The following is a 14,887-nucleotide window of genomic DNA, read 5'->3' as shown; positions in this document are numbered from 1 at the left end:
TACTTCTCAAATGGACTAATCGACTTTAAATTACAGAGCATCTCAAGTACTTAATTTGTGTTGCAGATTGACTGGTATTTATAATAGTATTAACTCCGATGTTTCAATGGGAGCAATTGTTGCCTTTCAATAAACAAATATTTTTAAAAGGGTTTGCCCCGCCTTTTTAAGTAAAAGGCGTTCTTTATTTCGGAAGAACCGAGGTGGAGGCGCTTTTTACTATACGGGAAATAGAATTAACATAAGGGAGCAAGGTCCAATGCTGCAAACATTTAATACACACCTACAAAAAATAATGCCGTACATCACACCAACCTCTGTCTTGATTGGTGTGATTTTTGCTGAGTGGCTTAGCTTGTATGTCTTTCTTGTGCCATGGATCTTTACATTTATGACTTTTTCAGGAAGCCTCGGTTCTAATTTTCGCGATTTGAAGAATGTACTGCGCAATCCTATGGCGATGTTTGTGTGCTTAATTGTTTTACATCTCGTTATGCCACTCCTTGCTCTAGGGGTAGGATCGCTCGTTTTTCCGGACGATACCTACACAACAATGGGGCTTGTGCTATCATTTGTTATTCCAACGGGGATTACCAGTTTAATTTGGGTTTCCATTTATAAAGGCAATGTCGTGTTAACACTGTCTATTATTCTAGTGGACACGTTACTAGCTCCCTTCATTATTCCATTGATGCTGCAGTTATTAGTTGGCAATGCAGTGGAGATAGACAGCAGAGAGATTATGACAGGGTTGTTGTGGATGATCGTTATTCCCTCAGTATTAGGAATGTTTGTTAACCAATTTGCGAAAAAAGAGATAACGAGAACGCTTGAGTCTAACTTGGCTCCTTTTACTAAATTAGGGATAGGAACAGTTGTTGCCATCAATAGTTCAGCCGTTGCCCCTCTTTTAAAAAATATTGACGGAAAGTTACTATTAATCGCTGTAATCGTGTTTGTTCTAGCAGTTATGGCCTATACCATTGGTTATTTTTCAGGGAAGTTGATTAAATTAGATCAAGGTACTGTCGTATCACTCACGTTTAATAGCGGGATGAGAAATATTAGTGGGGGAGCAGTTATTGCGATCACCTATTTTCCTGCAGCTGCAGCTGTTCCAGTGATTGTAGGAATGTTGTTTCAACAAGTATTGGCCTCATTTACGGGGAGCCTTATAAGTAAATTTTCACTTCATTCTACGGGAAAAGAGGCTGAGGTACATTATCTGAAATAGAATAGATGAACTAAGATTGTCCCGTAAAAGTAAAAAATAGTTAAGAAGGCAAATAAGAGCTCAGGGCTTAGGTTCCTGAGCTTTTGTCTTGGGCATCTATCAAATCTGCACAACACCGTCACTAAATCCTCCCTTAAAGGTACTATATTCATATAATGTTTCCCAACCCGGGATGGCAGGATTTCCTCGTTTTTAAGGGAATTTATTATATAACCCTAAAAAAGGAGGAATTTTTATGAAGTTCAAAGCTTTAGCAACATTGTCGCTTGCCGTTTCCTTGACCATTTTGCCGAATATTGGGGATGTATCTGCGGAAAGCCAGATCAAGGCACCGGAGAAGTCGAAGGAAGTGAACACCCAAGTTGAAAAGGGGAGTTATGTTAAAGGTGAAGTTATCGTCAAGTTCAAGGACAAAGGGAAGAGTGCCCAGCAGAAAGCATTAAAAGGAATGAGTGCAAAGGTCGTTCCAGATGAGGATGCTGTCGATTCTAAATTTAAAGTCTTGGAAGTTGGCAATGTAGAAGCTGTCGTTAAAGCATTAAACAATAATCCAAATGTAGAATATGCCGAGCCAAACTATAATTTCAGTGCAACTTGGACACCGAATGATTATTATTATAGCAGTGTACAATATGGACCACAAAATACTTATACTCCATCAGCATGGGATTATGCGAGGGGGAGCAGCAATCAGGAAATTGCAATCATAGATTCAGGCGTCGATTATACTCACCCCGATTTGAATAATAAAACAATCAGAGGTTATGACTTTGTAGATAACGATTATTACCCAATGGATGAGAGTGGTCATGGCACACATGTTGCTGGAACGGCTGCTGCTGAAACGAATAATTCAACAGGTATTGCAGGTATGGCCCCAAATACTAGTATCCTAGCCGTTCGTGCATTGGGCGCGAATGGAAGCGGTTCTCTGGCAGATATCGCTGATGCTATTCGTTATTCAGCAGATGTCGGTGCTGAGGTTATTAATCTATCATTAGGTTGTAATTGTGATACGCAAACATTAGAAAACGCAGTGAATTATGCTTGGAATAGTGGTTCCGTAGTGATTGCCGCGGCTGGTAACGATGGGGTGTCCACAACTTTTGAACCGGCTTCTTATGCGAATGTTATCGCAGTCGGCGCTGTTGACAGTAACGATCGTAAAGCCTCTTTCTCTAACTATGGTACATGGGTAGATGTAACAGCTCCCGGGGTTCAAATTGCTTCAACTGTTCCGAATAATGGATACGCTTACAAGTCTGGAACATCTATGGCTTCTCCGCATGTAGCTGGACTTGCAGGACTGTTAGCTGGTCAAGGAAGAAGTAATGATCAAATCCGTGCAGCGATCGAAAATACTGCTGATCCGATCAGCGGAACAGGGTATTATTTTGAACATGGTCGAATTAATTCACTAGATGCCGTGAGATATTAGGGTTCACTAGAAGAGAAGCCCGGAACCAGATAATTCCGGGCTTCTGCTGTTTAGAAAAATTCTAGCAGCTTATTCAAAATGAAAAAGGCCCTCCTAAACTAGGAGAGCCTTTTTCATTTTATTCATCATTCACAAGCATCGGTAATCTTATAGAAGTCCGCCTAGAAGGCCATCTTCCTCTTCATGTTCTTCAAAGTCCTCAGACTCATCTTCTTCTAGAAGATTGTCTAGGTCAAGACCACCTTCTAGTAATACACCAAGACCTGCGTCAAGGTTCACGCTTGAAGAATCCTCTTCACTTTGAACAACGGCATCTACGTTAGTTCCAGCGTTTACCTTTGTACTTTCGTCTTCCTCCGCTGAAACAGATCCTGCTCCAGCTATTCCAAGTCCCAATGTAAGTGCTAATCCAGTAGTAGCTAATTTGTTTAACATGATTTGATCATGCCTCCTCGGTAATATTTTCAAGCTCTCTATTAGCTTGTACAATAACACTACCCGGGGTATACGTACCTTGAAACTTTAAAATACCTATCTTAATATTTTTGTAATCTATTTAATCCGATTGTAAATTTTCCGATGCTTCTATCATCATAATCACCTACAATCAAATTCCCTTCCATAAAAAAGGAGAGAAGCGCATGGCTCTCTCCGTTAGTAATAAGGATAATAAGGGGAGTACGGTCGATAGTAAGGATAAAGAGCTAACCCCGCCAGAGCCGCTAGTGGAAAAGCAAGTCTTCTAAAGCGGCGTGCTCTTCGCCGTCCATAACCGTAGCCATATCCGTAATCATCGAACTGTCTGCTTTCGACCTCATTGCCATTGTCATCGACCATGACATCTTCACCAACTAATATCGTTATCCCATCATCGTTTACATTCACAATAATTCCATCAATAGAAGCACCGTCCGAAAGTGTAATTAACACGTGATAGTACTTATACTGCTCACATTTGCTATAGGTAGGTTTTTCGTGACCGTGCCCATAGCCATACCCATACATGCTTCGATCCTCGGCCATTTGTCATCCTCCCTTTACAAAAACATGATACGCACCTAGTTTTAAAGTGTTACAAAATGTTCCGTGAAGTCTTAATCCTTAAAATTTAATCCAATTTTTAGTAAACTAATAAGTATCAATAAAGGTGAGGTGATTTTGTTGGGAAAGAAAGCACCGATTGATCTTGATAACCGCATACATTTAATTGATGGATTCGACTTGGGTCTTCCTGGGCGAACAGGTACATACGTATTGCAAGAGGAACAATTGACGCTTGTCGAGACGGGCCCGAGTCCGTCTGTTCCACATGTGCTTGAGGGACTGAAGGATCTAAATTTAGATCCTGCTGACGTGAAGTATATTATTTTGACACATATTCACCTTGATCATGCTGGGGGAGCAGGTTTGCTGTTGAATGAATGCCCGCAAGCACAAGTGATTGTCCACAGGCGTGGAAGTCGTCATCTGGCTGATCCTTCACGGCTGATCACGGGTGCCCGAGCAGTTTACGGAGAGTCATTTAACGACTTATTTGATCCAATTCTGCCGATCCCTGAAGACCGTTTACTAATTAAGGAAGATGGCGATACGCTGAAGATAGGAGCGGATTGTACATTGAGATTCTTTGATACACCTGGCCATGCCAAGCACCATCTGGGCATTTATGATCCAGTGAGCAATGGCATATTTACAGGTGATACCATTGGCATTCGCTATCATCAAACAGAGGATCACGGTTTAACCTTTTATTTGCCATCTACGTCTCCTAACCAATTTGATCCAGAGGCGATGCAGCAGTCGATGGATCGGATTAAAGATATGAAGGTAGATCGCATTTATTTTGGCCACTTTGGTGAATCGAAGGAACCTGAGAAGGTATTTATGCAAGTGTCTGAATGGATTCCTGTTTTTGTTGAGGCGGCTGAAGAATCCAGTAAGAATGGAAATGGAATGGAAGGTACACAACTTCGTTTACTTGAAAAAGTATCAGGCTATCTGAAGGAACAGGGTATTCCTGATGATCACCCTGTTTACGAAGTACTCAAGCTTGATTTTGAAGTGTGTGCGATGGGGTTGATGGACTATTTAAGCAAGAATAAATAGTTAACATTTCATTAGCATCCATTAGGGAAAAAGGGATAGGATTTCAAGGAGTATGAGATCAAATAGTGCATGCAAACATTTGCTGAAGAAGGAGTATAAATAGGGTTTGTATGATCTTGGATAGTGGTATAAAGGTAATAAGCATGGTATGATAAGATATAGGAAGACATATAATAAAATAAGGTCGCAGCTGGAACTGCGACCTCTTGGATAATGATTCCCCCAGGGGATCAGCCATTCTTGCAGAAATAGACCTCTCCCGATTAACTTGTCAGGCTAATAGGGAGGTCTATTTTTTATTGATCATTTTTATGATCAATGCGAGCAATGCAATTAAAAACGTCCCAAATGAAAATAAAACCATCAGAACTTCATACATGCTAATAGGCCTCACCCCCTCGCTGCCGTGGGGTTAGCCGACCGCCCTAAAAGGAATATTATCTGTTCATTATTATACCATATTTGGTGAGCCAAGCCTACCTGAAATGGGAATGTATGTTCTTATTCGTATAATTTATTCCTTGTACCATATAAATGGGTTAACAAGCGTTTTATCTTAAAAAAGATCGATTAGGGGGCTTAACTATGGTAGAGAAGCATGAAGCAGGAGCATTAATCCTACGACTTACGCTAGGGGTTATTTTCTTTTTTCATGGATTGGCAAAGTTTCAAGGGGGGATTGAAAATACCAATACTATGTTTGCTGATTTAGGTTTAACAGGGTTTTTAGCGTATGTAGTCGCCTTTACTGAACTCATTGGAGGAGTCGCATTAGTCCTTGGTTTAGGGACGAGGTTTTTATCTCTACTGCTCGCGGTGATTATGACCGTTGCTATCATTAAAGTTAAATTTACGAATGGATTACTTGGAACTGGACAAGCAGCTGGTTTTGAGTTAGACCTTACCCTTCTGGCAATGTCCATCTATCTCATGATAAATGGGAGTACATTATTTTCGGTCGATCAAATCTTATCTAAGAATTCAAATCAACAAAAGGCAGTGGTATAACCTCTAAAGGACTCCCCTGATAAACGAGGGCATTGAAAAACGAGTGCCCTCTTCTTTAAACCACTGTATGTAGTCGCGATAATATAAAGTCTAGGTGCGCTTGTTTGTAACTGAAATATGTCTTACTATTTAAAATGGATCTGTCCTGGATGGACAGATCCATTTTGCCTGCATAAGCATTTGGGTAGAATGTTTTTCCATTTGGTGAGAATCCACCGGAAATTGAATAGAATCATCGGCTATTTGGGTAGAATCCTTTCTCGTTTAGGTAGGAATCCTTTTCATTTTGGGCAGAATAAAGTTGTTATGGATTTGAGTTTGGAAGAATTAACACTTCCACTCGTCTGTTCTTCTGTCGATTTTGTGATGTATCATTCGGGGCGACTGGACGGTGTTCGCCGTAACCTTTTGCGCTGAAGAGCAGCGGATCTAGCCTATCATTATTTAAAAGTAAGCTCATAAAGTTGACGGCGCGCATTACACTTAATTCCCAGTTGGACTGGAATTCACTATTATTAATGGGGCGGTTGTCGGTATGCCCGCTGATGACAATCTCATGTGGTGACCTTGTGTGTAGAATTTCCGATATGTCCTTGGCGATATTGACGCCCCCGCTTTTCACTTGCGCACTGCCGGAATCGAAAAATACATTGTCGAGAATGACGACTAGGAGGCCTCTCTCAGATAAGTTGGTTGTTAATTCGCCAGTCAATTGATTTTCGGCGATATAACCTTCTATCTCTTTCTGCAACGATTCTAAAGGTAAAAGCGCTCCGTTTTTTGTTTGAGATTCTTCTTTGGATTCTTCCTCATTTTTCTCTTCCTCTTCATTCGTCACGCTTAATGGCTCAATCGGACTTTCTTGATGCTCCATAATGCCTTGCCCGCCGCTAAATTCGTTACGGAACACTTCAGAGAACTCTTTGAATTTTTGTGCATCAATTTCACTTGAGGCAAATAAAACAATGAACAGAGCCAAAAGTAATGTTAACATGTCAGCGTAAGGGATGAGCCAAGATTCATCTACATGGTTTTCATCCTGCCGTTTCTTTTTTCTCATCGATATCCTCCTGTTCTGCTCCCTCATTTTTATTTAATTTAACGAGCTCAGATGGAGACAGGTAGGCACTTAATTTATCTTTGACAACGAGGGGAGATTCGCCTTCTGTAACTGACAGAACCCCTTCGATCATTACGTATTTATATTGAATTTCGCTTTTAGATTTTTCTTTAAGTTTATTTGCAAAAGGGTGCCATAGGACATACCCTGAGAAGATACCAAATAGTGTGGCAATAAAAGCTGCTGAAATGGCGTGTCCTAAAGCTTCTGTGTCGTTCATATTTCCCAGCGCAGCGATCAAGCCGATGACTGCCCCAAGCACCCCTAGTGTTGGAGCATAGGTACCAGCCTGGGTGAAGATAGCTGCTCCTTTTTGGTGCCTGTATTCCATAGCATCAATTTTTTCAATTAGTACATCCCGAATGAAGTCAGGTGTTTGTCCATCAATGGTTAATTGCAGACCTGATTTTAGAAAAAGATCGTCGATTTCGTCGATTCGCTGCTCCAGGGCGAGCAAACCCTCCCTTCGAGTGAAGTCGGCTAATTCCGTGAATATCTGAATCAACTGGTTGAAGTCATGTGCTTTCGTTTCTTTAAATAAAATTTTGAAAAGGGCAGGGATACGCTTAATCGTGCTCATGGGGAAAGCAATCAACACAGCCGCAGCTGTTCCTAAAAAGATAATGAGCAAAGCTGCTGGGTTAATGAGGGCGACTAAACTGACCCCTTTTAATACCATTCCTGCACTAATCGCGATTATGCTTAAGATGATGCCGATAATCGTTGATTTATCCATTTTTTCACCTCTTAATTATTTTTGTAACGTGATATAAAAAGTTCTTGGTTGAATGTTGGGAGCACGGACACATACACTCCTATTGATTGACCCATGGATCAGGCTAAAACCGTTTAGCGGATTATAATGAACACTATATTTACTTTATCGTTCAATTGATAGGTTTTTTAAAGTAGGTAAAGTAAATTTAACGTGCTAAACTGTCATAAAAAGGTCAGTCTCAACTTTAGATCTTTGGCAGAAAGTCTATTATAATAAAGGTATTGTGAAATGTTTCACTAATTACTTTGAGTTGGGAGATAGTGAGGGCTATGAAACATCTGAGTAAAATGGCTTTCGGACAAAGAAACATGATTACACTGCTAGTCGTCTCCGCTGTATGTATCGGTGCGATGATTATTGGACAAGCCTATTTCTTTGTGGCTATTGTCGATCGGATTTACCTAGAGGGTCAGTCGTTTGCAGGGATAATCCCACTATTAGTCGGATTATTACTAGTGATCATTGTAAGAACGTGGCTTACACATATGAACGGGCGTACAGGTGTAAAAATAGCTTCTAAGGCAAAGCGCGATTTCAGAGCATCGCTATTAAGTAAGTTTTCTAGAAACCCTGTTCAGGCATCACTGAAGGGTCAGTCTGGGCAGAAGGTAAGCGTGCTCATGGACGCGGTGGATGAAGTGGATCCATACTTTAGCAGCTATATTCCCCAGATCATTCAGTCAACGATTGTTCCGCTAATGATTTTAATCGTTGTGTTTATCCAACATCTTAATTCAGGATTAATTATTATTGTGACTGCCCCGTTTATTCCTTTTTTTATGATTGTCATTGGTATGAAAACAAAGGATAAATCAGAGGAGCAAATGGATAAGCTTGCCGCTTTTTCAGGACGATTTTTGGATACATTACAGGGGTTAACGACATTAAAGTTGTTTGGACGTTCCGTACGTCAAAAGGGGAAAATACGCGAAAGTAGTATCGACTTTCGGGAAGCGACGATGGAAGTGCTGAAGATCGCGTTCGTTTCTTCTTTTATGCTCGAGCTAATTTCGATGTTGAGTATCGGATTGATTGCTCTTGAAGTGGCCATTCAGCTTGTTGTCTATGAAAGTATCAGTTTTTTTACGGCGTTCTTTATATTAGTGTTGGCTCCTGAGTTTTTTGCGGCATTAAAGGATTTAGGCAGTGCCTTCCATACAGGGCGAGGAAGTGCGGGAGCAGCGAAGAAAGTGTCAGATGAATTGGAAGAACCTGAACAGGCGGTGCAATGGGGCGAGCAAGAGTTGCAAAGCGATGGAAAGCCCCCTGTAATTGAATTACGGAATTTAGCTTTTAGCTATGGGGAAGACGGTTTTACGTTAAATCATATTCAGACGAGCATTCCTCCTTACAGTCAAATTGCTATTGTTGGAAGGAGCGGGGCGGGGAAGACAACCTTGCTTCATATGATGGCTGGACTTGTGAACCCAACGGAAGGCGAGATGCTTGTTGAAGGTAAGCCTCTGTCAAGTTACAAAGAGCAAGAGTGGTTTGACCAGTTGAGTTATATTTCCCAGCATCCCTATTTATTTTCCGGATCGATTGCTGAGAATATTGCGGTTGGCGGTAAAAGCGGGGCTTCACGAGCTGAAATTGAAGCAGCCGCCAGCAAAGCCGGACTTTCTGGTTTGGTTGAGACGCTTGCAAATGGGCTCGATACCTCTGTTGGTGAAGCGGGCCGTGGACTTTCTGGGGGTGAGCAGCAACGGGTTGCGATTGCGAGAGCCTTCCTGAAACGCCCATCTGTGATTTTATTTGATGAGCCAACAACAGGTCTCGACCTACAAACGGAGCGAATTTTACAAGAATCGATTAAAGAATTGTCGGAAACCTCAACAGTAATTACAGTAGCACACAGGCTGCACACGATTAAACGGGCGGACAACATCCTATTGTTAGATCATGGAAAATTGATTGGTCAAGGAACGCATGATGAATTAATTCAGTCCGTTTCAGAATATCGGAACATGGTATCTGCTCAACAAGGAAGTGACGCGTCATGAAGGATTTAGCTATTGTCATGAAGCTCGTGGTTAGGGAGAAAAGAGACATTCTTCTCTCCATCCTGTTCGGATTTCTGGCTGGAATCACGGCTGTCGGGTTGTTTGGAGCCAGTGGCTATTTAGTGTCAAAAGCCGCCCTCATTCCACCGCTCTATACCCTTATTGTTGTCGTCTCCATCGTCAAATTGCTAGGATTCGTTAGAGCAATCAGTCGTTACGCCGAACGCTACTTCTCCCACCGGGCTACGTTTACGATTCTAAGCCATTTGAGAGTTTCTTTTTATGAAAAATTGGAACCACTAGCGCCGGGTATTTTTCAGAAGTATCGAAGCGGAGATTTGCTTGCCAGGATTGTAGGAGATGTAGAGAGCCTGCAAAACTTCTTTCTGCGCGTATTTTACCCGCCGATCGTGCTCGTGATTGTCTTCCTAAGTACGATCGTATTTACCGTTTTTTATTCTATTTCCATCGCGCTTGTTCTCCTTGGCGGGCTGCTGATTACAGGGTTTGTAGTGCCATATTTATTTGCCCTTAGGCAGAGGGGAATAGACGCGCAAGTTCGTGAAGAACGCGGAAGCCTATCAACAGAAACGACAGAGCTCTTGTATGGTTTTCGAGATTTGAAAATTTATCAAAAGCTTGCGGGGAAAAAGGCACAGTTGAAGCAATCTTCAGATCATTACATTCAGGAGCAAGAAAAAGAGGGAATTCATGCCTCATTTAGTCATGCAATCAATACAATGGTGTCATTGATAGTATCCTGGGTTGTGCTGGCCCTAGGCGTTTACCTCGTCACAGAAGGAAAATTGGATGGGGTTTTTCTTGCGATGCTCGTTATGATTTCGTTAACTGTCTTTGAAAATACGACACCAATGGCTGTATTTCCGCTCCACTTAGAAGATAGCCGCCGCGCATCGAATCGCCTTTTCTCAGTTGTTCGAGATCATGATGGAGTGGCCGAACAGGTAAAGTCTTCTAATCAGCTTCAAAGGGGACAAGCTTATTCTATCGACTTGCGACATGTAAACTTCACGTTTCCTGGGGAAGCTAGACTGGCCCTCGAATGTGTGAACCTGCACTTATCTGCGGGGTCAAAAACGGCGATCGTCGGTCCAAGTGGATCAGGCAAATCGACATTGCTGCAGCTCTTGTTAAAAGTGCAGACCGTCGACACTGGGGAGATCAGGATAGGAAAGACACCTCTTGCATCGCTTGAACAAGAAAGTCTTTGGCATAACACGAATGCCATTCTGCAGGAGAACCATTTTTTCTACGGTACGATTAGAGAAAATCTGCTGATTGCACGAGACGATTTGGCAGATGAACAATTAGAGGCGGCTCTTGCTCAAGTAGATTTAGATCATTTTAATTTATTAGATCCTGTGTTGGAAAAAGGTGCGAACCTCTCTGGCGGTGAGAAACAGCGCTTAGCCATGGCACGGGCAATGCTCAAGGGGGAGCGTCTGTGGATCTTAGATGAACCAACTTCTTCTGTCGATGCACTAACAGAAAAAGCGATTTATCGGCATTTGTTTAAGCAAGCGAAGGACGATACGCTTATCCTTGTCAGCCATCGTCTCACAGGTCTTGAAAAAATGGACAACATTGTTGTCATGGAGCATGGGAAGATTATGGAAGAGGGCACTTTTGATAAGCTGATGGAGAAGCAGGGGTACTTTTATGAGATGAAGCAGATTGAGAAAAGTGTGTTTATGTGAAAAAGTGGGGTTTCGCGGGGAATCGGCATGTTAGCGGCTAATTCTCAAAAATAGCGGCTAATATAAATTTATAGTGGCGAAATCTCGATTTTTTCTGGCAAAATTAGGCCTGTGAGTACCGTCAAAATTGGATTTCGTGCATAAATTGTGGATTATGTGCAATTAATCTAAATTTCGTGCAATAATCGGAAATTATGTGCAATTAATTCAGATATCGTGCAATTAATCCAAATTACGTGTAAATAACTAGAAAAGCCACAGGCCATCATCCCGCCCTGTGGCTTTTCGTCCAGTTATTTAACAAAAGAGGCGTCTAAGGGAAGCGAGTCACCGGGCTCAAGGACAGGGACCTCCACCTCAGCGGTATCAGGATACTTAATTCCAGCCCCTGTGTTAAGGACGACGACTTGTTCATCTTTCTTAATCCAATTTTCCTCCCTTAGCTTGCGAGCGGCAAGAAAGGTAGCGGCACCTTCCGGGCATACGAAGGACCCCTCAAGGCGGGCGACCCGCTTCTGTTCTTCAAGGATCGCTTCTTCTTCAACCGCGATCGCACATCCCTTTGTTTCATAGATTGCGTGCAGAATGAGAAAGTCACCAATAGCTTTTGGTACATTAATGCCAAAGGCTTGTGTTCGTGAATTTTCCCAAAAGATGGATTCAGTTTTCCCTTGTTTCCAGGCCTCGACAATCGGTGCACAGCCTTCTGCTTGTACAGCGACAAGCCGGGGCAGCTTTTGGCCTTCTAACCAACCGAGGGCCTGCAGTTCCTGTAATGCTTTATAAATACCGATGAGTCCAACGCCACCTCCTGTTGGGTAAAGGATCACATCAGGGAGTTGCCAGTTGAGCTGTTCGGCGATTTCAAGCCCCATCGTCTTTTTACCTTCAATACGGTAAGGTTCTTTCAATGTAGAGACATCGTACAAGCCGTGCTTTTGTACAGCTTCGCCCACCATTTTTCCAGCATCACTGATCAAGCCGTTTACTAGAAAAAGATTCGCTCCGGATAAGGCACATTCACTTCTTGTGATCGATGGGGCGTCGACAGGCATGACGATGGTTGAGCTTATGTTGGCCCTTGCTGCATAGAGGGACCAAGCTGCTCCTGCATTCCCGTTCGTTGGCATTGCAAGGGACGTGACACCTAATTCTTTTGCTTTTGACACGCCAACGGCAGCTCCTCTTGCTTTAAATGCGCCGGTTGGGATAATGCCTTCATCTTTCATTAAAAGGTGAGGTAGATCCATATCTTCACCAAGAGCTGGCATAGGAAGGAGCGGCGTCATGCCTTCGCCCATCGTTGTGACGTGTTCCTCTGACTGAACGGGAAGCAGCTCGTGGTAGCGCCAAAGGTCTGGTTTTCTCTGGACCAGGTCGGTAGGCTTCCAGTCTTTCGCCAATTGATCCAGGTTATATTCAACAAGCAGTGGTGCCCCACAATCACATAGGTGATGGATCGCCTCCTTGGCATAGGTTTGCAAGCATTTCGGACAGTATAGATGAGAAATATAACTATAATTCAATGAGAATGCCTCCTGTATGTATAGGTTGTTTTCATATTATCACAGTATTCAGAAAATATTTATGAAAAAGGCCTTCTGTTATTTTTTTGAAACGAAATGGGTGGCAGCCCCGTAGTAAAGGGGGCAACAAAAATTCATACTTAGGAGAGAATGTGATGACAGGAATATTTTTAACTGCCTTACTTTCATTTATATTGTTTTTGTTATTAACCATCATTGCCGCCATCCAAAATAAGACGAAGTCAAAGGGAATTCTTCAAGGTTCATTTGGATTATTTATTATTGGATACATCATTGTTCTTATCATTACTTACGTGTGGATGCCAGCAATTACCGTTCCGAATATGCTGCTGATGAACGCACTCGTTGCGATTATTTTAGGTCCTGCTATGTATATAGGGTCAGGGGCTGTTTTTGACAAAAAAACGGCCTACAAATCAACGCCTGCCATTGTATTTTTCATAACAGCTCTTGCGATTGTAGCGGTTTTTGTAGTTGGTATTTTCTCAGTGAATCAAACATATGATTCAATTTCTAAACAAGAAGAAGGGGAAGCAAAGCCTCTAAATGAAGAGAATACACCGATTTCTGTGGCACCAGAATCGGCCCGGAACAAAGTGCAAAAATCAATGAGTGTTGTGCCTAACACTCAATTTTATGACTTGGGGAAACTTCAGGTTCAGGAGATCAATGGTGAAATTTCTTATGTGGCTCCTGTAGAATTTACTAGCTTTTGGAGATACTTTCGCGGCAAGGAAACAGAGGGGTATTTTACGATTCCGGCAACGAACATAAATGCTCAGCCTGAATTTATCGAAAGTAAAATGCGCTATACGAACACAAGCTATTTCCATCACAATATTCAACGAAAAGTCTATGGAAGCTTTCCGAATTATATCCAGAGCGGGGAAGCGCAAATAGAAGTGGATGATGAAGGCAAGCCATGGTATGTGCAAACGATTTACAAACCGATTCCATTGACGAACCGCCCTGACCTAGATGAAGTAAAAGTGGCCGTTGTGGATCCAGTCACGGGTGAACTTGAAGCTTTTGACGCAAAAGAAGCACCTGACTTCATTGAAGGATCGATTAGTTCTGAACTTGCAACGGATGAAAACGAATATTTCGGGAAGTATGTTCATGGATTGCTCAACTCCATTTTTGGTAAAAAGGATGTCAAAATCCCGAATGAATCAGGGACGGAAAACAGTGTGACACCGATTTTTGGAGAACAGGGTGAGATGTATTATTTTACAGACATGGCTTCACCGAAGGAAAATATTGACTCAGCTCTAGGGTATACATTGATTGATGCCAGAACAGGGGAACTGACTTATTATAATGGCGCACAGAACAATGGGATAATGGACAGTAAGGGTGCCAGACAAATTGTTAATAAGCAATTCCCTGAGAAAAATTGGACCGGATCGATGCCTGTTTTGTACAACGTTGACGGCAGTCCTACGTGGATTGTAAACGTGTTGGATCCCAATGGTTTATTTAAGCGATACGCCTATATTAAAGCAAACGACTCTGACTTTGCCGTTTTTGGAGAAACAGCTAAAGAAACGCTAAATGCCTACCGATTACAGCTAGCACAAGATCCAAGCAATGTTGAAGGCAGTGAAGGTGTTGAGGCGACCGCAAAAAATGGGGTAGTCAACCGTGTGCTCGTCACGTCAACAGAATCCAGGCAGGCTGTACAATTTTTACTTAAAGGGGAAACGACAATTTACACCGTGACGGTAAGTCAAGAACCGTTATCGATCTTCTTACGTGAGGGAGATAACGTTCAAATGCAAGTGAAGACGAGGGAAAATGGAACTGCGACTGTTGAAGAGATGGTCATCGAAGGATTGAATGACTAATTAATTTTACAAGAACCCAAACCCAAATTGGCTTTGGGTTCTTTTTGTGTAATAGAAGTTCAAGGCGTTTCACGTGGAACACTTTGTG

The 14,887-nt window shown here is 42.2% G+C and carries 13 protein-coding genes; 7 read left to right on the top strand and 6 right to left on the bottom strand.

The features are described 5' to 3' along the window. The first annotated feature begins 259 nt into the window (after positions 1-259). On the top strand, positions 260-1,234 hold the full coding sequence (locus MUO15_RS12735) for a bile acid:sodium symporter family protein (protein ID WP_245029675.1): 975 nt from the start codon (positions 260-262) through the stop codon (positions 1,232-1,234). A gap of 235 nt (positions 1,235-1,469) precedes the next feature. Continuing rightward, the gene (locus MUO15_RS12730; RefSeq protein ID WP_245029673.1) at positions 1,470-2,672 is read left to right on the top strand and encodes a S8 family peptidase; all 1,203 of its coding nucleotides are present in this window, start codon (positions 1,470-1,472) and stop codon (positions 2,670-2,672) included. Positions 2,673-2,819: 147 nt separating this feature from the next. Here the strand turns inward: MUO15_RS12730 and MUO15_RS12725 are convergent, their stop codons facing one another. Beyond that, positions 2,820-3,107 carry a hypothetical protein gene (locus tag MUO15_RS12725; protein WP_245029671.1) on the bottom strand — a complete coding sequence of 96 codons (288 nt, stop codon included), beginning with the start codon at positions 3,105-3,107 and terminating at the stop codon, positions 2,820-2,822. Positions 3,108-3,326: 219 nt separating this feature from the next. After that, positions 3,327-3,695, bottom strand: a complete 369-nt coding sequence (locus tag MUO15_RS12720; RefSeq protein WP_245029669.1) for a hypothetical protein — start codon at positions 3,693-3,695, stop codon at positions 3,327-3,329. 129 nt (positions 3,696-3,824) lie between these two features. On the opposite strand from MUO15_RS12720, the gene MUO15_RS12715 reads away from it, so the two are divergent. Next, positions 3,825-4,778 carry an MBL fold metallo-hydrolase gene (locus MUO15_RS12715; RefSeq protein ID WP_396266233.1) on the top strand — a complete coding sequence of 318 codons (954 nt, stop codon included), beginning with the start codon at positions 3,825-3,827 and terminating at the stop codon, positions 4,776-4,778. A gap of 289 nt (positions 4,779-5,067) precedes the next feature. Here the strand turns inward: MUO15_RS12715 and MUO15_RS12710 are convergent, their stop codons facing one another. Beyond that, positions 5,068-5,157 carry a putative holin-like toxin gene (locus MUO15_RS12710; RefSeq protein WP_256464128.1) on the bottom strand — a complete coding sequence of 30 codons (90 nt, stop codon included), beginning with the start codon at positions 5,155-5,157 and terminating at the stop codon, positions 5,068-5,070. Between the two features lie 206 nt (positions 5,158-5,363). Between MUO15_RS12710 and MUO15_RS12705 the strand changes: the two genes are divergently transcribed. Next, positions 5,364-5,786: a DoxX family protein gene (locus MUO15_RS12705; protein ID WP_245029665.1), complete on the top strand. Its 423-nt coding sequence runs from the start codon at positions 5,364-5,366 to the stop codon at positions 5,784-5,786. Between the two features lie 304 nt (positions 5,787-6,090). Here MUO15_RS12705 and motB read toward each other — a convergent pair whose 3' ends face one another. Next, complete coding sequence (gene motB / locus MUO15_RS12700) at positions 6,091-6,846, bottom strand: flagellar motor protein MotB (RefSeq protein ID WP_245029663.1); 756 nt, start codon at positions 6,844-6,846, stop codon at positions 6,091-6,093. Further along, positions 6,821-7,642 (bottom strand): flagellar motor stator protein MotA, encoded by an 822-nt coding sequence (motA, locus tag MUO15_RS12695; protein WP_245029661.1) that lies wholly within the window; start codon positions 7,640-7,642, stop codon positions 6,821-6,823. Before motA ends, motB begins: the two co-directional genes overlap by 26 nt. A gap of 311 nt (positions 7,643-7,953) precedes the next feature. On the opposite strand from motA, the gene cydD reads away from it, so the two are divergent. Both cydD and cydC read left to right on the top strand, forming a co-directional pair. After that, entirely contained in the window at positions 7,954-9,687 is a 1,734-nt protein-coding gene (gene cydD, locus MUO15_RS12690) for a thiol reductant ABC exporter subunit CydD (RefSeq protein ID WP_245029659.1), read from the top strand. Beyond that, positions 9,684-11,405 carry a thiol reductant ABC exporter subunit CydC gene (gene cydC / locus MUO15_RS12685; RefSeq protein ID WP_245029658.1) on the top strand — a complete coding sequence of 574 codons (1,722 nt, stop codon included), beginning with the start codon at positions 9,684-9,686 and terminating at the stop codon, positions 11,403-11,405. The genes cydD and cydC overlap by 4 nt, the downstream gene beginning before the upstream one ends. A 293-nt stretch (positions 11,406-11,698) precedes the next feature. Here cydC and MUO15_RS12680 read toward each other — a convergent pair whose 3' ends face one another. Next, positions 11,699-12,931, bottom strand: coding sequence for a threonine synthase (locus tag MUO15_RS12680; protein ID WP_245029657.1), 1,233 nt, complete (start codon positions 12,929-12,931; stop codon positions 11,699-11,701). A 155-nt stretch (positions 12,932-13,086) separates the two neighbouring features. On the opposite strand from MUO15_RS12680, the gene MUO15_RS12675 reads away from it, so the two are divergent. Then, entirely contained in the window at positions 13,087-14,799 is a 1,713-nt protein-coding gene (locus tag MUO15_RS12675) for a DNA-binding protein (RefSeq protein ID WP_245029656.1), read from the top strand. The last annotated feature ends 88 nt before the right edge of the window (positions 14,800-14,887 follow it).

The sequence above is a fragment of the Halobacillus amylolyticus genome (assembly GCF_022921115.1).
In the GTDB taxonomy this organism is placed as follows: Bacteria; Bacillota; Bacilli; order Bacillales; family Halobacillaceae; genus Halobacillus_A; species Halobacillus_A amylolyticus.
Note: the sequence above shows the minus strand (reverse complement) of the source record. Positions and strands in the feature narration are given on the sequence as shown.

Bases quoted from the DNA above. Each gene is read 5' to 3' on its own strand.
- MUO15_RS12735 (WP_245029675.1), top strand. From the start codon at position 260: ATGCTGCAAACATTTAATACACACCTACAAAAAATAATGCCGTACATC.
- MUO15_RS12730 (WP_245029673.1), top strand. From the start codon at position 1,470: ATGAAGTTCAAAGCTTTAGCAACATTGTCGCTTGCCGTTTCCTTGACC.
- MUO15_RS12725 (WP_245029671.1), bottom strand. From the start codon at position 3,107: ATGTTAAACAAATTAGCTACTACTGGATTAGCACTTACATTGGGACTT.
- MUO15_RS12720 (WP_245029669.1), bottom strand. From the start codon at position 3,695: ATGGCCGAGGATCGAAGCATGTATGGGTATGGCTATGGGCACGGTCAC.
- MUO15_RS12710 (WP_256464128.1), bottom strand. From the start codon at position 5,157: ATGTATGAAGTTCTGATGGTTTTATTTTCATTTGGGACGTTTTTAATT.
- MUO15_RS12705 (WP_245029665.1), top strand. From the start codon at position 5,364: ATGGTAGAGAAGCATGAAGCAGGAGCATTAATCCTACGACTTACGCTA.
- motB (WP_245029663.1), bottom strand. From the start codon at position 6,846: ATGAGAAAAAAGAAACGGCAGGATGAAAACCATGTAGATGAATCTTGG.
- motA (WP_245029661.1), bottom strand. From the start codon at position 7,642: ATGGATAAATCAACGATTATCGGCATCATCTTAAGCATAATCGCGATT.
- cydD (WP_245029659.1), top strand. From the start codon at position 7,954: ATGAAACATCTGAGTAAAATGGCTTTCGGACAAAGAAACATGATTACA.
- cydC (WP_245029658.1), top strand. From the start codon at position 9,684: ATGAAGGATTTAGCTATTGTCATGAAGCTCGTGGTTAGGGAGAAAAGA.
- MUO15_RS12675 (WP_245029656.1), top strand. From the start codon at position 13,087: ATGACAGGAATATTTTTAACTGCCTTACTTTCATTTATATTGTTTTTG.